Below are 24109 nucleotides of genomic sequence, written 5' to 3' on the forward strand. Positions count from 1 at the left end.
TTGAGCCAAGATAAGACACAGCAAGCATTATTAGAATTAGCACAAGATGCGGGTATTTTAATTTCTTATGAAAGTGCTTGGAAAGAGAAAGTAGTAGCAACTGAGCCGGTTATTTTATGCCTGTTAAATCGTTTAGGTATTCCTATAAAAAAGGTTGAACAAGCGCCTGATTTTTTAAAAAAATCATTAGAAAATAAAATCAGTGCTAAGATTGAAAAAAATATTGTTATATGGGATGGCCAGGCTAGAAAAATACCTGTTCTGCTTACAGAGCAAGAAAGTAAGGAAGCGGTAATTTACTCTATTAAGCTTGAAGATGGTTCAATCATCGATGGGGAAATTACTCTAAGCAAAATCAGAGCGAAACGCAAACAAGCTCATGGCATAGATTATATTGAGAAATTAATATCCTTGCCTAAATTGCCAATAGGTTATCATCAGTTACAAATTAAATTATTAAACCATGCTTACACAAGCCTATTAATTGTCGCGCCAACGAAATTTTACACAGCTAATATTGATAAAGATCCTTGCTATGGCATATTTGCACCCATTTATGCTTTGCATGATGAGCAAGTGACGCAATGCGGTGATTTAGCAACGTTTAGTCATTTTTCATCTTGGCTTGCTGAACAAGGTGCAAAAATTGTAGCGACAATGCCTTTTTTTGCTGGTTTTTCTGAAAGTCATTGTGAACCAAGTCCTTATTCACCAGTTAGTCGTTTATTTTGGAATGATTTATATCTTGATTTAAATCACTTAGATGATAAGGAAGATAAGCTTGCCCATGAACAAATAAACGTAAGTGGCTTAGTAGATTACCCTGCAGCTGCGAGAGCAAAAAGAGAGCGCTTTGAAAATCATATTGATCATTTTTTATCTGATGAAGAATTACAAAGCGAGTTAAAAACTTATATTGATACGCATCCTTTAGTAAAAAAATATGCGCTTTTTAGAGCTAAAAATGAAGTTGATAAACAAACTTGGCCTAATTGGGCTGATAGTGAAAAGAAAGGTAATCTTAAATTAGATAAAAATTTAGAGAATTATTATAACTATCATTTGCTCGCGCAATGGCAATTTGATAAGCAGTTAAAAGCGTTTAGAAAAGAGTTAAATAAACGCGGCCAGCTTCTCTATTTAGATTTACCGGTTGGTGTCCATAAAGATGGTTTTGATACGTGGCATTTTCAGGATAAGTTTTTAGAGGGCATGAGTATTGGCGCACCACCTGATCCGGTTTTTAAAGAGGGTCAAAATTGGGGCTCACCACCTTTAAGCCCTACAACTCTTAAAAATACACATTTTGATTATTTTATTTTAATGTTACGCCATATTTTTCAATATGTAGATATTTTGCGTATTGATCATGTGATGGGTTTAAATCGTCTCTTTTGGATTCCTGATAATTTTCCCATCTCAGAAGGAGTCTACGTACAATACCCTGCGGAAGAAATGTATGCCATTTTATCCCTCGAATCCAATCGCCATAAAGCAGCTATTATTGGTGAAAATTTAGGATGTGTTCCACCGATTACCAATAAAATGATGGCAGCGCATGACATGGTGCAAATGAATATTACCCAATATTTATTAGAATCAAAACTGCCGCTTGCGCCTGCTGCTGAATTAATGCTTACCAGTTTAAATACCCATGATATGCCAACTTTTTTTGCCTTTTGTCAAGGTTTAGATATTGAAAAGAGTAAGCAAGAAAAAAAATTAGCTACCAACGTTTTTCATGATGCCATTCAAAAGCGAAAAAAGCAGATTCAATTATTAAGAAAAACATTAGCAAAGCATCATTTAGATGAAGATAATTTATTAGAATCTAATTTAAAATTTTTAGCAGGCAGTAAAGCTAAAATTTTAATTTTAAATATTGAAGATTTATGGCAAGAAACAAAACCCCAAAATACCCCAGCCAGTGGAGTAGATGAACCAAATTGGCGCCGGAAATTTGCTTATTCGATTGAGCAAATTAAAACAATGTCTGTTGTTAATCACTTGTTACAAGTAGTTAGAAAGCTTAGGCCTGAAAAGCCTAATGTAGTTAAGCAGCCTAGTCACATATCACTTATTAACAACGAAGATCTTTATCTCTTTAACGAGGGCACTCATTATCAACTCTATAAGCATCTAGGCGCACATGATATAACTAGGAAAGGTGTCGAGGGTATTTATTTTGCTGTTTGGGCACCAAATGCTAGTTATGTTTCTGTGATAGGTGATTTTAATTGTTGGAATAGAAAAGAACATCCTATGACTACTGTTGATTCTTCTGGAATCTGGGAGGCATTTATTCCAACAGCAAAACCAGGTGATTTGTATAAATTTTATATTGAGTCCAGGCATCATCACCATAGTGTCGAGAAAGCAGATCCCTTTGCCTTTTTACAAGAGGTGCCACCGAATACTGCTTCTAAAGTATGGCGCTCAGCATACCAATGGCAGGATACAAAGTGGATGGCCAAACGTCGTCAGCATCAACAGTTAAATTCACCAATTTCAATTTATGAAGTTCACTTAGGCTCCTGGCGACGGGTGCCAGAAGAAGGTTGCCGTTTTCTAAGTTACCGTGAACTGGCGCCGTTATTAACTGAGTATGTTTTAAACATGAACTTTACTCATGTTGAGTTCTTACCCGTCATGGAACATCCCTTCTATGGCTCTTGGGGATATCAGACACTAGGTTATTTTGCACCCACAGCACGTTTCGGTAATCCAGATGATTTTAAATATTTAATTGATTATTTGCATCAGCACAATATTGGGGTCATTCTTGATTGGGTGCCTTCTCATTTCCCCAATGATGAGCATGGATTAGCTTATTTCGATGGCACACATCTATTCGAACATAGCGATCCGCGAAAAGGATTTCATCCCGATTGGAAAAGCGCTATTTTTAATTATAGCCGTCATGAAGTTAAATCTTTTTTAATTAGTAGTGCGTTGTATTGGTTAGATTACTACCACATTGATGGCTTACGAGTTGATGCTGTTGCTTCGATGTTGTATTTAAATTATTCGCGCTCTGAAGGAGAATGGATTCCCAATAGTCATGGTGGCAATGAGAACCTTGAAGCCATTGATTTCTTACAGTCCTTGAACAAAGCAATCTATCATTATTTTCCTGATGTGCAAACGTTTGCTGAAGAATCTACTGCCTGGCCAGGTGTGTCTAAGCCAACTTACATAGGCGGCCTAGGTTTTGGGTTTAAATGGGACATGGGGTGGATGCATGATACCTTATTCTACTTACACCTTGATCCTATTCATCGTCGTTATCATCAGCATCGATTGTCATTTCGAATGATTTATGCCTTTAATGAGAATTTTACGCTTTCTTTATCACATGATGAAGCTGTGCATGGCAAAGGTTCTTTATTGGCAAAAATGGCAGGTGATGAATGGCAGCAGTTTGCTAATTTGCGGCTACTGTATGGCTATATGTTTGGCTTACCGGGTAAAAAATTATTATTTATGGGTAATGAATTTGGCCAGAAGGGCGAATGGAATCATGAAACTAGTCTAGACTGGCATGTGCTTAAGTGGCCCTTGCATCGTGGGTTACAAGAGTGGGTCGCTACATTAAATAAGCTTTACAGACAAGAAAGCGCTTTACATGATTTTGATAATGAATCCGCAGGCTTTGAATGGGTTGATTGTGAAGACGCCTGTAACAGCGTTTATAGTTTTTTACGCAAATCAGCTAGCCATGAGCTAATATTAATAATATTAAATTGTACGCCCGTGACTCGGTTTTTTTACCGCGTGGGTGTACCAAAGCCGGGCCAATGGCAGCTTATTGCTTCAAGCGATGCAACACAATATGGCGGCGCAGGTAATCACGATACAAACTTAACTACTGAAAAACATCCGTTTCATTATCGTCATTACTCCGTTAATCTAACTTTACCGGGCTTAAGTGTGGGTTTTTATAAATGGATAGAAAAATAACTAGGACATTAGGTGCAAATTTAAACCCAGACGGCTCTTGTACCTTTCGCGTTTGGGCACCTTTTGCTGAACAGATGCAAATTAAGCTAGGCGTCATGCCAGAAGAAATGGCCTGCTTAAATATGCATAAAGGGAGCGATGATTACTATGAGCTTACTGTGCCTAATATCAAGGAAGGCACACGCTATTACTATTATTTTGCAAACAAATTATTACCAGATTTAGCGTCAGATTATCAACCTGAAGGCATTTTGGGGCCTACAGAAATTATTAGTAAAAGGAAGTTTGAGCCTTGGAAAGTCATTGCCTTAGCAGATTATATTATTTATGAGCTTCATGTTGGCACTTTTTCAGCAGAGGGCACTTTTGCGGGCATTATTCCTTACTTACCAGAGCTTAAAGCACTAGGTATAACAGCCATTGAGCTTATGCCTATAGCACAATTTCCAGGTGGTAGAAATTGGGGCTATGATGGTGTATTGCCGTTTGCTGTACAAAATACGTATGGTGGCCCGCAAGCTTTAAAACAGTTAGTAGACGCTTGTCATGAGCTTGAGTTGGCAGTCATTTTAGATGTCGTTTATAACCATCTGGGCCCTGAGGGTAATTTCTTTACCGAATTTGGTCCTTATCTCACTGATAAATACCTTACGCCTTGGGGAAAAACATTAAACTTTGATGATTACTATAGTCATCATGTGCGTCGTTATTTCATTGAAAATGCGCTGCATTGGTTTTCCGAATATGGTATTGATGCGCTGCGCCTAGATGCATTGCATGCTATTGTTGATACTTCTGCTTATCCTTTTTTAGAAGAACTTGCTGATAGAGTAAGCGAACTATCAGAAGCCTTAGGGCAGCAATTTTATTTAATTGCTGAGAGCAGTGCTAATGATCCAAGGCTTATTCGAACTAAAGACGACTATGGCTTTGGTTTACATGCACAATGGAATGATGATTTTCATCATGCCTTGCATACGCTACTAACTAAAGAGCAAGATACTTATTATCAAGATTATGGTGATATAAAGCACTTTTTAAAGGCTTATAAAGAAGGCTATGTTTATACTGGTGAGTATTCTCCCTTCCGTAAGCAGCCTCATGGTGTTAGCGCGCAGCTCATTCCTGCTGAGCGTTTTGTTGTATTTATGCAAAACCATGATCACATTGGTAATCGCCCTACAGGTGATCGATTAACACAGCTACTTTCGCCTGCTCAATTACGGTTTGGCGCAGCTTTACTATTTTTCGCACCCTACATCCCACTTATTTTTATGGGTGAAGAATATGGTGAAGTTGCGCCATTTCAATATTTTATTAGCCATACTGATGAGCAATTAATAGAGGCAGTGCGCCGGGGGCGACGTGACGAATTTTCGTTTCGAGAAGATGTTGTTGTTCCTGATCCTTATGATGAGCGCACTTACCAATCCAGTAAGCTAAATCACGCGCTTAAAAAGGAAAATGAACATCAATTAATGTGGCGTTATTACCAAAGCCTTATGCAAATACGGCGTAGTCATCCAGCACTTTGTGAATTGAATAAAAATAACTTGTCTTTTGACTTATTCAATAATGACAAGTTATGGCTAATTAAGCGTACTAACCGACAACATGAGCTATTACTGGTTGCGAATTTCTCGCCTGAAATGCTTGATTACAAGGAATATCTTAATACTCAGGATTTAACATTGTTATTAGATTCCTATGATTATGAGCCAGTGAAACAAGAAAATGAGCAGGTTCATGCCCATTTACAACCTTTTGGCGTTTTACTTTTTGAAAGGATAACCGAAAGTGACTAATAAATATCTTTGTATACATGGACATTTTTATCAACCACCTCGCGAAAATCCTTGGCTTGAGGCAGTGGAAAATCAAGAATCGGCAGCACCTTATCACGATTGGAATGAGCGAATTACAGAGGAATGTTACGCGCCCAATGCTGCCTCAAGAATTTTAAATCCTGAAGGCAAAATTACTGCTATTTCTAATAATTATGAAAAAATTAGCTTTAACTTTGGCCCAACATTGCTTGCCTGGATCAGTGAAAAAAATCCATTACTGCTGCAGTTATTGCGTGAAGCAGATAGTAAGAGCCAAGAAAGGTTAAATGGTCACGGTAATGCGCTTGCGCAATCTTATAACCACATCATTATGCCACTTGCGAATTCAGCTGATAAATATACCCAGCTTTATTGGGGTATTAAAGATTTTGAATACTATTTTGGCCGCGCTCCTGAGGGCTTATGGTTATCTGAAACAGCCGTTGATCTCGAAACCCTTGATATGATGAGTGACTTAGGTATTAAGTTTACGATTTTAGCGCCTAATCAATTAAAGCATGTTAGGCGTATTGGCAGTGAAGAATGGCATGAAGATGGAGACTTTACTATCGGCACACCCTATTTGCAACGCCTACCTTCAGGTCGAACAATAACACTTTTTTTCTATGATGGTGGTGTATCTAAAGCTGTGGCATTTGAAAAATTATTAACTCATGGTGAAGATTTTGCTAATCGCTTATTAGGCGCGTTCCCACAAGAATGGACTACCAATACGTTAATGCATATCGCAACAGATGGTGAAACCTATGGTCATCATCATCCGCATGGCGATATGGGTTTGGCTTACGCAATTCACCATATTGAACAAAACAGTGACGTTGAAATTGTTAACTATGGTTACTTTCTTGAAATCCAACCGCCTGAATTTGAAGTAGAAATTTGGGAACATTCCTCTTGGAGTTGCGCCCATGGTGTAGAACGTTGGAAGAGTAATTGTGGGTGTAATAATGGGCAAGGCTGGCACCAAGAATGGCGCGGCCCGCTACGATCAGCGCTTGATTGGTTACGCGATGCTTTAATTCCTGTATTTGAGGAAAAAGTAGGTGCTTTAGTTAATGATCCCTGGGCAGCTAGAAATGATTACATTGAAGTTATCCATGATAGGACCAAGCAAGATTCATTTTTAGAAAAGCATGCGCAAAAGAAACTTAAACAGCATGAAAAAGAAACTGTCTTAAAATGGATGGAGCTGCAACGAAGTGCTATGTTGATGTACACCAGCTGTGGTTGGTTCTTTGATGAGCTATCTGGCATTGAAACGGTGCAGGTTATGAAATATGCAGCGCGAGTTTTACAGCTATATAAAGAGTTAATGGATCATAGCCTAGAAGATGAATTTTTGGAAAAACTAGCTTTAGCACCCTCTAATTTCCCTCATTTCAAAGATGGGGCGCAGTTATATAATATGTTTGTTAAGCCCCTTTGTATTGATTTATTTAATGTATCCGCTCACTTAGCTGCTAGCTTACCGTTTACAACGTATGAAGATAAAGTAGAAATGTTTTGTTATCAATGTGAGTTAATTAATACCCGTAAAACGGTTGAAGGTAAATCACAATTAATTAGTGGTGAGCTATTAGTTACTTCTAACATAACCTCAGAATCATTACGTGCTTGGTATTGGCTATTTTACCAAGGTGATCATAATCTTATTTGTGCTATTAAACATCCCGATAAATCATTAGAAGGAATAGCTGATACACTACATGATACCTTTAGTACAGGCGATATTTTTCAGGTCATTAAATTATTTGAAAATTACTTTGGTGAAAATACCATTTCATTGCGTGACTTATTTTATGATACTAAATTAAGAATTACAGAAGAAATATTATCTTCCTCATTAGGTGATTTAGAATTGAATTATCGCCGCTTTTTTGATGACAATGCGCCGATGATTAATTTTATTTCTGATTTAAATATTGATTTACCTAGAACAATTAAGGGCGCCTTAAATTCATTAATTAATACCGATATTATTCACCTCTTTTTAGGCCCAAACCCAAGTATTGAGGATTTGCAATCTATATTTGATAAGGCTAAGCAATTACATGTGCGCTTGGATAACGAAACCATTGAGTTTCATGCAAATCATATGTTACATGATAATGCCATGCTTATTGAGCGTTATATCAATGATAAAGAGTTCTTAGACTATCTGATTAAATTAGTGAGTTTTGTTAAATCAATTCCTGTGAATATTACGTTATGGCATATGCAAAATGAGGTTTATAAATTATTAAAAGATAATGAGCAAAACCACCAAAATCAATTACTAACCGAGTTGGCTAGTCAACTTGATTTGGAGGTCTAATATGCATATTCCACTATCTACCTATCGAGTGCAGCTTAATAAAGAGTTGCCTTTTGCCAAAATTGAAGAAATTCTTGGTTATTTAAAAAAACTTGGCATCTCAGATGTTTATACCTCACCTATTATGCAAGCGCAGCCAGGGAGTAGTCATGGTTATGATGCGACAAATTATGAAAAAATTAATCCAGATTTAGGTGGCTATGATGGCTTTAAACGGTTTTGTTTAAAATTACAAGAAAATAGCTTAAATCTCTGTGTCGATATTGTACCTAATCACATGGCTTCTACCGAGCACAACCCCTATTGGCAAGACGTGGTTAAAAATAGAGAAAAATCAGAGCATGCCTTTCTTTTTGATATTAATTGGGCAGGTTCTACGGATGAAAAATTAAGTTATCGGCGTTTTTTTGATATTAATGAATTAGTGTGTATGCGAGTAGAAGACGACGAAGTCTTTAAAAAAACGCATCAATTATTATTTTCTTTAGTTAAAGAGAATTTAATTCAAGGGCTAAGGATCGATCACATTGATGGCTTGCGAAGCCCTGCGAAGTACTTAAAAAATTTAAAAGCACATACGCGCTCAGACTTTTATATCATTGTTGAAAAAATACTAGGTTTTGCTGAAACGCTTCCAGATGAGTGGCCCATTGATGGTACAACAGGCTATGATTTTTTGAATCGTTTAAACCAAGTGTTTGTAGAACCTGCTGGGTTAAAAAAAATTATTTCTCATTATCAAGAAGTAACGCATGCGCAAAAATCAGTTGAGCAAATTCGTCAAGACAGTATTATCTTAGTTATTGAAAAGTTATTCAGTGCTGAATTCACAAACTTAGTCAATCAACTCAAAGAATTTATAGACGAATACGATGATGAAGTAGGAATTATTCTATTACAAATGTCAGCTTTTATGCCTATCTATAGAATCTACGGTAATCAAGAACAGTTTTCTGACGATGAAAAAGACTTAATTAATAAGATTGCTGATAAAATTAACACCAAGCGACGCGATTTACTTGAGCGTATTAAACAAGTCATTTTATTGCAATTTCCTCCTGACTTAAGTGAACAACAAAAACAGCTTTGGGCTAGATGGTTAAGTAATTGGCAAGTATTAACCGGCCCGTTAATGGCTAAAGGATTTGAAGACACCACCTGTTATAACTTCAATGCGTTTTTATCTTTAAATGAAGTAGGCAGTGCGCCTGAGTATTACACGCGTGCAGGTCACCTTGATGATTTCCATGAGTATAATGAATTAAAGCAGCAAAAATGGCCCTATAGCTTAAATGCGACATCAACACATGATACAAAACGCAGTGAAGATGTACGGGCCAGATTAAATGTCTTAAGTGAATTAAAAGATGAGTGGGTATCGTTATCAACGCGCTGGATTAAGGAAAATCATTCTAAGAAAACATTACTAAATCAAGAGATGGCGCCTGATGTGATTGATGAGTTTATGATTTATCAAACACTACTAGGTATTTGGCCTATTCATGATGCTAACAGCGATTTACAGCAACGTATTCATAATTTTCTCACGAAGGCGTTGCGAGAGCGTAAATCCCATACTACTTGGTTTGCACCTAATGAGGCTTACGAAAAGGCAACGATGCAGTTTTTTGACACACTCATTGCCAGTCAAACCTTTTTAGAAAGCTTTACTGCCTTTCAAAAAAAAGTAGCCTTCTTTGGTATGTACAATTCATTAGCACAAATCGTTTTAAAAACCACAGCGCCTGGCGTACCTGATTTTTATCAAGGTTGTGAAAGCTGGTGTTTTAGTTTAGTTGATCCAGATAATAGGCATCCAATTGACTATCAATCCATTAAAGCTTTAGAAAGCCATGACTCTTTAGCACAGCTATTAAAGAATTGGGAAGATGGCCGCATTAAATTCAATACCACATGTAAGCTCTTAGAAATCAGAAACTCGTTTAAAGAAGTATTCCTGCATGGCAAATACATCCCTTTAAGTACACAAGGAGGGTTAGCAAAGCATGTCATTGCCTTTGCCAGAGAATTTGATAATTCTTATGTGATAGTTGTGGCCTTGCGCTTTGTAACGGACTTGCTTGCACCATTTGAGCATTGGTCCAATGCAGCTTTCAGTCAGGAAGATAAGATTATTTTACCCAAACTTTATAAGCGTGAATTTCATTCATTATTAACTGGTGAAAAGATTATCAGTACCGATGAGGCCATATTGGTAGCAGATGTGTTAAAAACGCTACCGTTTAATATTTTTTAATAAGCTTTAAATTAGATTACTTAAGCCTGTTAATTTAACTTTATGATAGCCTTATATAGCCTAAAATTAAATTAAGTGATAGGTAAAGATTGTCTTAACAGCTTATCCATCTTATGATCCTGCGATATTTTTATTGCAGCTGTTGTTTTAATTACTAAGGTTTTCATGAAAAAAATCATTTTAACAGGCGATCGTCCAACTGGAAAATTACATTTAGGTCACTACATTGGCTCTTTAGCTAATCGGGTTAAATTACAAGATGATTATAAGCAATTTGTAATGATTGCTGATATTCAAGCACTAACTGATAATTTTGAGACGCCTAATAAAATCATTGAAAATGTGTATGAAGTTGCCTTAGATTACCTGGCTGTTGGTATTGATCCTGCAAAAAGTACTATTTTTATTCAATCTCAAATCCCTGAACTTGCTGAACTGACTATTTATTATCTTAATTTAGTCACCCTGGGACGATTAGAAAGAAATCCTACCGTAAAGGCTGAAATCCAGCAAAAAAATTATGATTTATCAATTCCAGCTGGATTTTTTTGCTACCCTGTTAGCCAAGCTGCTGATATTACCGCGTTTAAAGCGGAAGCAGTTCCAGTAGGAGATGATCAAATACCTATGATTGAACAAACTAATGAAATTGTTAGAAAATTTAATCGTATTTACAATACTGATTGCCTTAAAGAAGCTAGGGCTATTTTAAGTACTACGCCACGGTTGGTGGGAATTGATGGCCAATCTAAAGCGAGTAAATCACTTGGTAATGCTATTTTTCTTGCTGACAGTGCGGAAGAGGTAAAGCGAAAAGTGTATATGATGTTTACCGATCCTAATCATTTACGTGTTAGCGATCCAGGGCAAGTCGAAGGAAATGTTGTTTTTGCTTACTTAGATGCTTTTCATACCGACAAAGAAGAAGTCGAAGCATTGAAAGCACATTATACGCGTGGTGGGCTAGGTGATTCAGTCATTAAAAAGCTATTAACCAATACCTTAGAGTCAATGCTTGAACCTATTCGCGAAAAAAGGGCGTCATTTAAGCGCAAAGAGCTAGAAGATATCTTAATTACCGGTACCCTCGCTGCCAGAGAAGTTGCTAAAGAAACCTTAAACGAAGTAAGGGATGCAATTGGAGTGCGCTATTTTAATTAATGATCGCTTGAACCCCTTAAATGCTTCACTATCTAGACCTGTACCTAGAAAATAAGTAGGCTGGGCTAAGACCCCCATGGCCGTCAGGCTAAGCGTCCAAGAGTCAAGATTGAGGCAGGCAGAGGTAAATTTGGCCCCTTTTTGGACGCGCCGAAACCATCTATGCGGCTCGATGTTGGGCATCCATGCACAACCACGTTCCAAAAAATGCCCAAACTTACCTCTGCTGCGAGACCGTAAATACTCTAAACATAGTATTTTCTATGGTGCTAAGAGAACTATTTGCTTAGCCTGACGGCCATGGGCTAAGACTTAGCGAATCGTTGTTGAATCAAAAACTTAAGTAAATTCACTATAGAACTAGCATGAACGATTGGGCTTGTTAATTCATTGCAAGAGATTATTTATTTAATGTATTTAATTTAATCATTAAGTAATTAAATTAACCAAAAAACTTGTTTTTTTTAGTCATTGTAGTTTATTATTGATCTCAAATTTAACTATTTGTGGAATATTAATGCATTCTAAAAGTGAGCCCCGGTCACTTCCTCGGGTTATGGAGCGTTTAGCAAATGACAATAATTTTACCAAATTAGCGTTAACTAGTATCACTGTAAACCCAGAACCAGATCCCCATAATACAGGAAGGTTTATCTATCATTACTACGATAATGATTTATTATTACTGGCAAAGGCCTTAGAAAGGAATAATTCATTAAAAGAGTTTGCGGTTATAGATCGTGGAAACTCTGCCCAGCTTGCATGGACAGCAGTTGGTGCTGTAGCAATTGGCAAGGCTTTAAAAAATATTCCTAGTTTAGAAACAGTTACGATTAATCTTAAATCTTCCTCCTTAAACGGGCCAGAGGTAATTGGCTTCCTAGAATGCTTAGCTGGAAACAGCAGAATCAAAAACCTCAATTTTTATTTTTATTGTGATGATATTGACTCGATGAATTATTTAGGCTCACTTTTAATGAGTAATAAAAGTCTAGAATCAATTTACCTACAAGGAAAAGGAGGTTCAGTAACTCTCGTACCTCCAGTTTTGATTGATGGATTAATGGAAGCTAAAACGCTTCAATCGCTTTCTATGCAAGACATCCACTTAGGTGATCAAGGTATTCAGCAACTTTCATCGTTATTAAATCAACATTCTTTAAAAACATTAACCCTTAACCAATGTGGGGTTACAGGAGAAGCGATGAAGTATTTATTGCCTTCCTTAGCTACGCATTGTGATGGCATTGAGGTATTAGATTTAAGCTACAATAATCTTAATCATGAAGGGATGCAGTGTTTAGTAAATGAACTACCCTTGTTAAAAAATCTAAAGGAACTTCTCCTTCGTTCAACAGGATTTAATCCACAAGCCTTAGCCTGCTTAGCTATCGGCTTGCGTAAAGCAAATTGTTGCATTAAAGAGTTAAACTTGGACAATAACCACTTTGAAGTAACAGATATGGCTTCTATTAAAACGATTATTAAAAATAACACAACACTCATGTTTTTAAGTATGAACTTTTGCAATTTAGGTGATAGGCATGTAGTTGCATTAAATGATTTATTATCCAATCCTGAGCAATGCTATCTGCACGGGTTTGAATTCACAGGTAATCTAACGCTTGCGCCGAAAACACAACAAATGATATTAGATTCTGTAAGAAGAAATCTCAATTTATGTTATTTTTCAACGCCGGGTGAATCGATACCTTTATTAAAAGAAGCAACAGAAATTAATCGACGTAAAAAAATTAGACAATCTCAAGCTCTCTTTATAAATGCCTGCATCGAACTTGCTAATATCTATTATCGGGCAGATTCTAATGAGCTTTCGGTCTTTTCTGCAGTTAACTTTTTCCCTATGGAATTAATTTTAAAAATTATACTGGAAGTTGGGAATGACACATTTGGTATGAATGAAACATCGCTGCAAGAATGTGCGAAATTGATTTTTGAAAACTTTAACTTGCGACGCCATTTAATAAATCAAGGGCAATATCGCCCGGAAATGCATGCCGATAATCCTTTTTATCCTATTTCTTCCTGGTGGAAAACAGCAACCACAATTCATGGTACGTCTAGAACGTTGTTTACTTCAGTAAAAAGCATTGAACATTCAAAAGAAAATATTGAAGAAGAGCAAGGTTTCTGCCGTGTCATGTAAGTTTTAGCAGCCCATAGGTAGTGAAGGAGGCTTTCAGTTATGCTGTTGACTGTATGTGGTGGCGACTAAATATTGAGGTCAAAGAAAAAGACGAATGACTGCGGCTTAACCGTGACCGCGGTACCCAAGTGCATAGCCGTCAGGCTAAGCGCCCAAGAGCCAAGATTGAGGCAGGCAGAAGTAAATGTGGTCCCTTTTTGGACGCGCTGAAACTATCCATGCGGCTCGATGTTGTGCACCCATGCACAACTTCGTTCCAAAAAGTGTCCAAACTTACCTCTGCTGCGAGAGCTTAAGTACTCTAAACATATTATTTTCTATGGTGCTAAGAGAACTATTTGCTTAGCCTGACGGCCATGGTATCCAAGTGCGGCACGTGGATATGGATACCGTGGTCAAGCCACGGTATTTCGGTGAAGTGAAAGAGATCAAAGAAAAAACAAATTACCGCAGCGTGACAGCGGCATCCAAGATCACGAGGATGGATACCATGGTCAAACTACATCCACCGAACTACCGCGGCGTGACCGCGGTATCCAAGGATGTGGCCACGAGGATGGTATTATGATCAAGCCACGGTATTGCAGTTATTTTGTAAGAATCAAGCTGTATACTCCGAATTACCGTGGCTTGACCGCGGTATCCAGAAAAGATAATTTATCTCTCTTTACAATACAGCAATTTTTTAGGAAAAGGATGTTCTTACGCTCAGTAATCTTTCTATCACTTTTAGGATTCGTCTCGTTAAATTGGGCTAGTTGTTCTTTTTTGGATTCTAACAAGGCAGAAGCGCCAGCTACTAATGATGCGTTGCGGTTAATTGTTTCTCAAAGTCCAGTTTGCCCGACCGATGTTTTTGCGTTTAGGGCCCTATTAAAAAATCATCATTTACTTTTAAAAACGTCGTTGGTTGCTAATCGTGGCTTTCATAATCCTAGCCAGGGTAGTTTTAGCCTATTTGAATGGGTTACAGGGCAAGCAAAAGGTTTTCCTACCATTGAGCCTGGGGAATTTTTCTTTGGGCATTTTACAGATGTTGATGAGCAAAATCGTTTAATTGCTAATCAATATCCTGAAAAAAATGCGCTTATGATTGAAGCATTTGCCTGGGATTATAAAAAGAACGTTTTTAATTTTTATGAATTGCGTGGCGATGGTGAGAAGGGACAGTGGTTTTATCGCGGCGACTCTTTAGATATTTTTGCCGACAATAGCATGTTGCATCGACAGCTTCATCCAACCTTTGGCGATCGATTGCGTTGTTCAGGATGCCATGGTCAAGGTGGGCCGATTATGAAAGAGCTTTTTTCACCTCATAATGATTGGTGGACAACTAAGCGGCCTTTAGATTTTGGGGGTAGAAAACCTGATGAAAGTTTAAGTTTGATTTTAACTGACTTAGTTTCGGCTGAAGAATTAGCTAGCGCGGTTCAGCATGGCCTTAAAAAACTAAATCAACATCAAGCTTATCAAAGCTCATCTCTACAAGAACAATTAAGGCCTTTATTTTGCCCTGTAGAAGTAAATTTTGTTGCAGATGAGTCAGCTAATGATGAATATCAAGCAAACATTTCAATACCCAGTGATTTTTTTATTGACTCAAGATTACTGCCGCATAAGCGCGTTATTACTATTTCTCGTACTGATTATCAAGCTGTATTAGTTTATGCTGAAAGTCGCTTTCCAGAAACAAGCTTATTGGATGCTGATCACGCTTGGCTTGCGCCAGTAAAGGCTTTATCTGATCAAATGGTAATTGACTCTTTAATAAAAAGGGGAGTGATTAGCGATAAATTTGTTGCTGATGTATTAGCAGTTGATATGGCCAATCCAGTTTTCTCTAGTAAGCGTTGTGAACTGTTAAGTTATCTTCCGTTGCAATCTTCTCCTCACTGGCTTGACACTTTTATATATAACCTTAAGCAATCCCCAAGCTTAGCTGCTAAAGACTTATTAGCTAACTTGACTGATCCTACTCATACTAAGGATTTTTATCAGCAAAAAGCAGAACAATTTTTACAACAGTGCCAGGAAAAATTAACTAAGCTAAGTCATGTCGAAAAAATGTATGCGTTACTAGCACAACGCCGACTTGAAATTCAGGCGTCTGAAATTTCAGCAAATCCGCGCGGGCAAATTTTAGAGCCAGGTTTTCGAGTGATTTTCCCAAGCAATAACTTAGCGTCAATACCCGGTTATTTAGAAATGAATGAGCAATGTGATGTGAAACCTAAAGCCCTAACCAACGGATAAATTGTTTGCTAGATTTAAGGCTAATAAATGAATTAGCATCAAAATAGATATGATAGCTTTTTGCATCTTCATTACTCCTTAACGCTGAGCTATCCAATCGTACATCTTTTGTTTTGCCTAAGACAATAATTTTCATTTCTGTTGCATAATAACCGCGGCGCATTTTGACTTCTGGAATAACAAAATAAACAGCATTTAAATCCTCTTTATTAGTATTAAAAAGAACACTATTGGTTGTAAGTAATGATTTAAACTCAGTTTCATTAAGAGCCACATACTCAGTATGATTAATTTGACGACGAAGCATGCGTGCTAAAGGTGCTTTCGTTTGAAATAGCCGTTCATAATTATCGGCACTAATGGCTAAAATGGGTTCATTTTCCTCACGTCTATTATTTTTATTTAAATCAGCAAAAATAATTTCTTCTTGCGGGATACTATCTTCATCGGGTTTGAATTCACTCATCAGCTTGGCGTTGTTGGTCGTTGTCGGCAGATGATTACAATTTAAAAATTTTGATGTTGCAAACCAGCTATCACTTGGGTAATAAATAACTAATAAAGACTTATCTTTGATTGTATTGATAATTGATTCACTTAAGTGTTTCGGAAGCGCAGGGCAGCCCCAGCTGCGTCCAGCTCTACCGTATTTTTTTATAAACTCTTCTTCAACATACCAGCCCGGATGCATTACAATTGCCCGATTAGCCGCATTATCATTAAAATGCTTATCCAAGCCATTTAACTGCAATGATAAACCTTCTCGGCCATAATAGGCTTTTTCTGTTTCATAGACCCCAATACTACTTGCCTTACTATTATATTTATTAGAAAAATAATTAGATAATAAGGTGCCTGAATTAATGCCATGCGAAACATACGTATTAAAAAGTAACTTTTTTTCTTTTAAATCAAAAATCCAAAGCCTTTTTTCACTTGATGGTAAGGAATAATCAATGATAGTTAAAATATTATTATGATCTACGTTGTATTCTGTTGCACACGTAAGCGTCGTTAATACCTTATTAATAACAGCATCGCTTAAAGCAGGGTTTTCTTTGTGCAGCATCTCTTTAATTGCATTTAACGTTGTTTCTTTATTGAGCTTATCTAGAAAAGGCGGACTTAAAAACGAAGATACTTTAACTAGGACATTAGGATAACTAGAATTTATCGTTTGCTGTAAATAATCTAAGGAAGGCATGGAAAAACAATTTGCTGAAACTGCTAAAAATAATAGCAGGCTGTTCCTCATGATATTTCCTTAATTAGTATAATAATTTTTATCCTTGTTATAAATTAATATAGCTTACCTTACAGACTTTAGTGTTGATTTAGGCTAATTTAGATAAAAATTTAGCAAAAATACAGTGGGCAACAGGAAATACCTATTAAGCAGGTCATTTTAAATTTTATTTTAAAAATCAAGGCAATAGGTGGATTATTTGTAATAAAGGTGCCACACCGCTGGATACCGCGGTCAAGCCGCGGTAATTCGCTCCTCTCTTTGGCTTCTTTCCATACTATCGAAATACCGTGGCTTGACCGCGGTATCCAGGCGATGGCCATATCTGATTATTGCGGTAAGTAGCTGTATATGGATACAGTAAATTTAAAATATTCTACCCATTTACAATAACACCGCCATTCGGATGCAATACCTGTCCTGTCATGTAAGATGAATCTTGCGACGCGAGGTAAACATAGGCTGGTGCCATTTCAGAGGGCTGACCTGCCCGCTGCATAGGAACTTGGCCACCAAATTCAGCGACTTCTTTTTCTGAAAACGTAGCAGGAATTAACGGTGTCCAAATTGGGCCTGGCGCAACCGCATTAACCCGAATTTCTTTTTTCACTAAATTTTGAGAAAGTGAACGAGTAAAGGCGATAATAGCACCCTTAGTAGAAGAGTAATCTATTAAATGATCACTGCCTTTATAGGCTGTAACTGAAGTTGTATTAATAATACAGCTTCCTTTTTTTAAATAAGGAAGGGCAGCTTTTACCATATAAAAATAAGAAAAAAAGTTAGTTTTAAATGTTTGTTCTAATTGCTCACAGCTAATATCTTCAAATGATTTTTGTGGGTGTTGCTCAGCACAATTATTTACTAAAATATCGAGTTTTTTATAATGGCTTATTGTCTCATTAACAACGTCTTCACAGACTTTATAGGTTTGTAAATTGCCTGCAATTAAATGACATTGGCCACCTAGCTCTTCAATAATTTTTTTTGTTTCTTTAGCATCCTTATCTTCATTAAGATAATGAACAACAACTTTTGCTCCTTCCAAAGCAAAGGCGCAAGCAACTGCTCTACCAATGCCACTGTCACCGCCGGTAATTAAGGCAACTTTATCTTTTAATTTATCACTGCCTTTGTAATTAGATGAGAGGTACTCAGGTTTTGGTGTCATTTCTGCTTCAATACCTGGTTGTTTGTCTTGATGTTGTGGTGGTTGTTTTTCTTCTGTCATACATCCCTCCGGTTTGCAAAAAAATACATAAGATGAAGTAGGTTACTTCATCTTATGAGTATGTACTATGATTTTTAAGTCTTTAGATTCGCTAATTTTTACTTACGGCGAAATAAAGAAGATAGCAAAAATCCTACTGCACTCGCCGCAATTAAATAAGGTAGGGGTCTATCTACTATTTTTTGTACCGCAGTATTAGAATAATTTTTAATAGCACTTTGCGTATCAGCAACTTTGTCGCGGCTGTCATGAAATAATTCTATAAACCTTTGCTTAGCTCGTTTAAACCAAGGTTTTTGGCTGTTATGAAAATCACCTGACTGATTGAAGTGGTTGTGATGATGGTGATTGTGATGATGTTCCTGATGTAAATCGTCTAGAGGTTGCTGATTGAAGTGATCTCGTTTTTGTTCTTGTTCTTGGTGTAAGTGCGCCATTGTTATCTCTCCCTAAATAATAGTTAACCTAATTATTAGCCATCTTATTAAGAATAGACACAAAATGAATTATAGCAAATTAACTAGCGATTTAAGAAAAAGACGTATTAGCGCCTACCTTCTATCGGGTCTCTAGGCAGCTAAATTATTTATTGACAAATCTCCATTAAGCAATTAAAATGTTTTTGCCTGCATTTTCCTTTAAAAATCAGGCACTTAAGTTTTTCGCAGTATTTAATCAATAGCAGTATTTAAATTAGTCAAGGAGAGATCTAATGAAATTACCGCCATACAATCGTATAGCTCCCATTTTTCTTTCAAGTTTATTAGCGTTAGCTACAGCAGATCCTATTTACGCATCCGATCAAGTTTTTACTGATGATGAAAACGTCAGTGGCTATGATATTAATGCTGTAGTAGGTTTAGGTCAAAGCTATGATTTTAAGCTGATGACTGAAGTAACCCTGCCAAATGGGGTTAATAAGCATAAATTTCTTCAATATTATCTTGGAGTGCCTGTCTGGGGTATGTCTTTATCAGCCACGAAGTTAGACAATGGTGAACTTAATCATATCACTGGTAAATACTTAGTTAATATAGAAGAAGATCTTGCTTCGGTTGTACCTACATTGAGTAAAGAACAAGCGTTTACTATTGCAGTAAATAGCAAAAATCTTTCTCCTAAAGCTAAGGCTTCGATTGTTAATCAAGAAAGTAATACCTATGTCATGCAAGACAATCAACAAAAAGCGCGTTTAATCTATGAAGTGTCATTCATGATTGAAGGTGATAAGCCTAGCAGACCTTTTTTTATAATTGATGCAAATTCAGGCGAAATTATTGATCAGTGGGAAGGTTTAACTACCTCCAAAAATGCAATTGGGCCAGGTGGAAATCAAAAAACAGGTCAATATAATTATGGAACAGATTATGGCTTTTTAATCGTTTCTGATACTTGCCAAATGTCTAGCCCAAATGTCGACACTTATGATATGAAAAATTTGACATCGGGTGGCGTACTTCATCAATTTAGCTGTACAGGTAATCCGCCAATCAATACTTATAAACTTACCAATGGCGCATTTTCACCTATTAATGATGCGCATTACTTTGGTAATGTTGTTTTTGATATGTATAAACAGTGGTTTAATAAATCGCCTTTAACGATGAAGTTAAAGTTACGAGTGCATTATGGCAATAATTATGAAAATGCATTCTGGGATGGCCAGCAAATGACTTTTGGTGATGGCTATACTCGTTTTTATCCACTCGTGTCTATGGATGTTGTCGCTCATGAAGTGAGCCATGGTTTTACTCAACAGAACTCTAACCTAGTTTATTCTGGCCAACCTGGTGGAATAAATGAAGCGTTTTCTGATATGGCTGGAGAAGCAACAGAATACTTTACCAATCCTAGTAAGCCTGAAGGGCAGCGTAATGATTGGTTAGTTGGCGGCACTATCATGAAAAATGGAGTAGCGCTACGCTATTTTGATGATCCTACCAAAGATGGTCGCTCTATTGGCCATGCTAAGGACTATCGTGATGGCTTAAACGTACACTACAGCTCTGGTGTATTTAACAAGGCTTACTATACAATCGCTAAAAAGCCTACTTGGAATACAGAAAAGGCATTTAGAATTTTTGTATTAGCAAACCAAATTTACTGGAACCGCAATTCTAATTTCGTCGATGCAGCGTGTGGTGTTAAGAAAGCAGGACAAGATCTTGGCTATAATACGCAAGACATTGTTGATGCATTTAATGTCGTTGGTGTTGATGCATCTTGTGATGGCACTAATCCCACTGAGACGGAATTAAAAAATGGCGTACCAGTCGCGAACTTATCTGGAACAAAAGGTGATGAGAAGCACTGGTATGTTAATGTTCCGGCTGGCAAGTCCGTCCTAACCGTAAAGATTTCAGGCGGTACGGGAGACGCGGATCTGTATGTTCAGTTTGGTGAAAAGCCTACTACAACTAAGTTTCAGTGCAGACCTTATAAAAGTGGTAATGCAGAAACCTGTACATTTAACTCTCCTCAAGCAGGAAAGTATTATGTCATGGTAAGAGCTTACGCCAATTATAGTGGTGTAACCTTAGCAACTACATACTAAACTTAGATGTTCTAACTACCGCATACCCCCTAATTTAATGAGTTAGGGGGTACTCCACAAGGCTCTTAAGTTGCGAGCCATAATTGCTCAAACCCAGAAAAAGATAAACTATGATGCTTTCTAATAGCAGGTAGGCATTTATCTAATTTTAGAGTTGGGTAGTTTTGCAATAATGTTTTAAAAATTAAATTCATTTCTATACGAGCCAGTTTTGCGCCTAGACAAAAGTGACCACCATAACCATAGCTAACATGCGCATTTGAGCGAGATGCAAGAGAGACTGTATCTGGATTAGGAAAGTAGGCTGGGTCACGATTAATAGCATGTGTAGAAATAAAAATAACGCTTCCTGCTTTAATAAACTGCTCCCCAAGATAAGTATCATTTTTTGTTACTCGAAAGATAAAGGTAACTGCAGGGTCAAGACGATTTGCTTCTTCTATGTAGCTGTCTAAATGCTCAGGTTGATTGGCTATCGTTTGCCAAAGGCCTGGTGTAGATAATAAAAGATAAAGATTATTGCATACTTGATCAGTTGTTGTAACCTGCCCTGCAACGAGCATCATGATTGCTTGTGAAATAATTTCATCGTCACTTAAATTAAAATGCGCTTGATGTTGTAGCAATATACTTAAAAAATCATCGCTAGGATTAGCACGTTTGCGATGAATCAAATCAGCAAAATAATTATACAAATTTTGTGCACTATTATTCACTTTAATGCCATCTTCATTAAAATAAGTGGTTGAACCACCAAAAAATTGCGTCATATTATTTGACCAATTATAAAAATCTAAGCGTTCTTGTTCAGGAATGGCAAAGAGTTCCGCGAGAGTTGTAGAGGGAATCACTTGCGCAACTTCTTTCACAAAGTCGAATGATTTATTTGGAGTAAATTTAGTTAAACAAGCTGACAATGTTTTTTGGATAAGGGGTTTAAGCTCAGTTAATTTTTGTACCGTAAAGCCATGATAACAAATACGACGCCTTGAGGTATGCTCAGGTGCATCACTCATGACCATCATTTTACTGACTACTTTAAAAAAATCTTGAATTAAAGATAAATCCATTTCTGGCATTCGAGAAATAAAAAAGGGACTGCGATCACAACTGAAGTCTTGGCTTAGCAAAACTTGTTTTGCTAAATCATATTGCGTGATAACCCAAAATTTGCCGGGCTCCCACCAAAACAAAGGCCCCATTTCACATAAGTGATGAGCAAATTCTTGTGGTGTGGTGGATTGTTTTAATTCCATTAACGTATAGGCTTTCATAAAATTTGAATCCTTCTTAAGTGACGCGGTGTAATTTGGCTAAATGCATTGCGGCCATGTAATAGAGAAAAATTATCGGCAATAAGGTAGTCGCCTGTTTGCCATTGATGTTGGTAACAGGCATGCGAATCATGCATTAACCGACTAATCTCTTTAATAATTGCTTTTGACTCGCTATCGCTTTTGTTGACAATATTAACTGTCACCGGATTTAAATAATCCTCACCTACAGGCTCTGCAAAACGCATAAGTGTTTGGCCTGTATCTGGGTGCTTAGCAATTAATTTTCGTTTAATCTGTCCGCCATAATGAGCAAGTTTCTCTGTTGAGAAAGACAGTTCATAATCTAACCATTGTCGTTGTTGTTCTGTTGTCGCTTGCTGCCAAACTTTTTCAGTATTAACAAACAAGGTTTCACCACCTGTATTTTCTGCAGGTGCTTGTAGGCAATGAAAGAATAAAAAACGTGGTTCTTGATGAAATGCACCATCCCAATGCAAAGGAACATCGCCATGCGTAAATAGATAATTTTTCGCATCTGGAGAAGGGCGCATTTCCATCACGGGACCAAAATCCCAATGCAAAAGCTTCGCTTGAGACGCGCAGTAATTTAGTAGCTCATCGCGGGTAAGTGCTGGAAAGCCACGTAATAGCACTATTTTATATTGCGTAGTTTGTGCTAAAAGAGAGCTTAAATTAATATCAAATAGCGTTTGCTTCTTACTTTCAATTAGGTAAGGTTGAAAATAGAATTCTGTTGCTGAGTTTATCATGCGTAATCCTCCAATACATAATGATCTTGTTTGAGCGTTGCGCCTAAACGCTCTGCTTCTATCCTTTTAACGAGCTGCCAACACTGTCTATTTTTAAGTAATACATTATGCCAGGGAGTAGCCCAGCAATTAGCTGCAGGTAGAAATTGAATTCCTAGTTTTTCTGAACCGCAGGGCTGTGGGTGAATAGATAAACGAATTGCTTGTGGAAAATTCATCGCTAGTAAATTAGACCATGCATTAGATCGCCTTAAAACGTCATAAGCAATTTGTTTAGCTTCTTTGCGGACTTGATTTTTTGACATGGAGGTACGTAAATACAATTGATCCTCCGTGATAAACCGATGGATGCCGTTAAACTGATACAATAGCATTTCATCTAGCTGGATACGTTTCTTTATCGATAAAACAGATTCGCCAAATTGGTTAATTAACTGCTCCCGCATACGTTCATAATCTTGGTGCGGATAAATATCATCTAAAGAGAATGTACTTAAATGCGTGAGTTGATTGTGCGTAATAATTGCTTGAATGCCTTGTTGATAAATATCCACATCCTCATCATCAACCAACACTAAATCATTAAACACCCGCCCATCTGAACAAATAATAAGCTTGACACCTAGCGGGTGCAATTGCTCTATTTCTTTGCATAATTCATTAAGATTACGTAATCCCATGATTTCTCCCAAATCAGGCTTCGCTGAAATAGTTTTCTGTCTATTAGCCGATTTGGCTGGAAAAGCAGGCAAAATCAAGATAAGCGGCTGTTGCACCTTTAACGCTTGTATCACTTTAAATAAATGAGGCTCTTGGCAATTCACACAATAATTTCCTTGGCAGTCCTTCGCATAAATTTTTACTTGCCGCTTATGGTTTAATAATAAGGCGATGATATGTTTTGCAATCTCATGCATAGGTAAGCTCCATTTATAAATAGGCTTCTTCCAGAGCCCTGGTGATGATAATTTTCGCCAAAAAAGTGCTGTAAATTGCTAAAGTGCTACTTTTTTAACTAACTTTGCCTCACTACTAATTGAATAAAAGAAGTGTAATGAGAACTATTCTCATC

Annotated in this window: 14 protein-coding genes; 8 read left to right on the forward strand and 6 right to left on the reverse strand. The window is 37.1% G+C overall.

What is annotated here, in order from left to right; genetic code table 11:
* The 7 genes from glgB to DYE47_RS01930 all read left to right on the forward strand — a co-directional run bounded on the left by glgB (nt 1) and on the right by DYE47_RS01930 (nt 15959).
* Nucleotides 1–3960, forward strand: coding sequence for a 1,4-alpha-glucan branching protein GlgB (gene glgB / locus DYE47_RS01900; protein ID WP_115301645.1), 3960 nt, complete (start codon nt 1–3; stop codon nt 3958–3960).
* Nucleotides 3945–5765: a malto-oligosyltrehalose trehalohydrolase gene (gene treZ / locus DYE47_RS01905; protein WP_115301646.1), complete on the forward strand. Its 1821-nt coding sequence runs from the start codon at nt 3945–3947 to the stop codon at nt 5763–5765. Before glgB ends, treZ begins: the two co-directional genes overlap by 16 nt.
* The gene (locus tag DYE47_RS01910) at nt 5758–8121 is read left to right on the forward strand and encodes a DUF3536 domain-containing protein (RefSeq protein ID WP_115301647.1); all 2364 of its coding nucleotides are present in this window, start codon (nt 5758–5760) and stop codon (nt 8119–8121) included. Before treZ ends, DYE47_RS01910 begins: the two co-directional genes overlap by 8 nt.
* A gap of 1 nt (nt 8122) precedes the next feature.
* Nucleotides 8123–10378, forward strand: coding sequence for a malto-oligosyltrehalose synthase (gene treY, locus DYE47_RS01915; RefSeq protein WP_115301648.1), 2256 nt, complete (start codon nt 8123–8125; stop codon nt 10376–10378).
* Between the two features lie 165 nt (nt 10379–10543).
* Nucleotides 10544–11539: a tryptophan--tRNA ligase gene (gene trpS, locus DYE47_RS01920; RefSeq protein WP_115301649.1), complete on the forward strand. Its 996-nt coding sequence runs from the start codon at nt 10544–10546 to the stop codon at nt 11537–11539.
* 517 nt (nt 11540–12056) lie between these two features.
* Nucleotides 12057–13706 (forward strand): leucine-rich repeat domain-containing protein, encoded by a 1650-nt coding sequence (locus DYE47_RS01925; RefSeq protein ID WP_115301650.1) that lies wholly within the window; start codon nt 12057–12059, stop codon nt 13704–13706.
* A 768-nt stretch (nt 13707–14474) separates the two neighbouring features.
* Nucleotides 14475–15959 carry a hypothetical protein gene (locus tag DYE47_RS01930; protein WP_165482063.1) on the forward strand — a complete coding sequence of 495 codons (1485 nt, stop codon included), beginning with the start codon at nt 14475–14477 and terminating at the stop codon, nt 15957–15959.
* On the opposite strand, the gene DYE47_RS01935 is transcribed toward DYE47_RS01930, so the two are convergent.
* The 3 genes from DYE47_RS01935 to DYE47_RS01945 all read right to left on the reverse strand — a co-directional run bounded on the left by DYE47_RS01935 (nt 15937) and on the right by DYE47_RS01945 (nt 18873).
* A complete protein-coding gene (locus tag DYE47_RS01935) occupies nt 15937–17214 on the reverse strand; it encodes a murein L,D-transpeptidase catalytic domain family protein (RefSeq protein WP_115301652.1) in 1278 nt (425 codons plus the stop codon). The genes DYE47_RS01930 and DYE47_RS01935 overlap by 23 nt on opposite strands.
* Before the next feature lie 367 nt (nt 17215–17581).
* Nucleotides 17582–18436: an SDR family oxidoreductase gene (locus DYE47_RS01940; RefSeq protein WP_115301653.1), complete on the reverse strand. Its 855-nt coding sequence runs from the start codon at nt 18434–18436 to the stop codon at nt 17582–17584.
* Between the two features lie 98 nt (nt 18437–18534).
* Nucleotides 18535–18873, reverse strand: coding sequence for a hypothetical protein (locus DYE47_RS01945; protein ID WP_115301654.1), 339 nt, complete (start codon nt 18871–18873; stop codon nt 18535–18537).
* A 275-nt stretch (nt 18874–19148) separates the two neighbouring features.
* On the opposite strand from DYE47_RS01945, the gene DYE47_RS01950 reads away from it, so the two are divergent.
* A complete protein-coding gene (locus DYE47_RS01950; RefSeq protein ID WP_115301655.1) occupies nt 19149–20990 on the forward strand; it encodes a M4 family metallopeptidase in 1842 nt (613 codons plus the stop codon).
* Between the two features lie 65 nt (nt 20991–21055).
* Here the strand turns inward: DYE47_RS01950 and DYE47_RS01955 are convergent, their stop codons facing one another.
* From DYE47_RS01955 to DYE47_RS01965, 3 genes are read right to left on the reverse strand one after another with little or no spacing between them, the layout of a single operon-like run.
* Complete coding sequence (locus DYE47_RS01955; RefSeq protein ID WP_115301656.1) at nt 21056–22264, reverse strand: cytochrome P450; 1209 nt, start codon at nt 22262–22264, stop codon at nt 21056–21058.
* Nucleotides 22261–23037, reverse strand: coding sequence for a TauD/TfdA family dioxygenase (locus DYE47_RS01960; protein ID WP_242604243.1), 777 nt, complete (start codon nt 23035–23037; stop codon nt 22261–22263). Before DYE47_RS01960 ends, DYE47_RS01955 begins: the two co-directional genes overlap by 4 nt.
* On the reverse strand, nt 23034–23954 hold the full coding sequence (locus DYE47_RS01965) for an isocyanide synthase family protein (protein ID WP_115301657.1): 921 nt from the start codon (nt 23952–23954) through the stop codon (nt 23034–23036). Before DYE47_RS01965 ends, DYE47_RS01960 begins: the two co-directional genes overlap by 4 nt.
* Nucleotides 23955–24109 lie beyond the last annotated feature (155 nt).

The sequence above is a fragment of the Legionella beliardensis genome, from assembly GCF_900452395.1.
In the GTDB taxonomy this organism is placed as follows: Bacteria; Pseudomonadota; Gammaproteobacteria; order Legionellales; family Legionellaceae; genus Legionella_C; species Legionella_C beliardensis.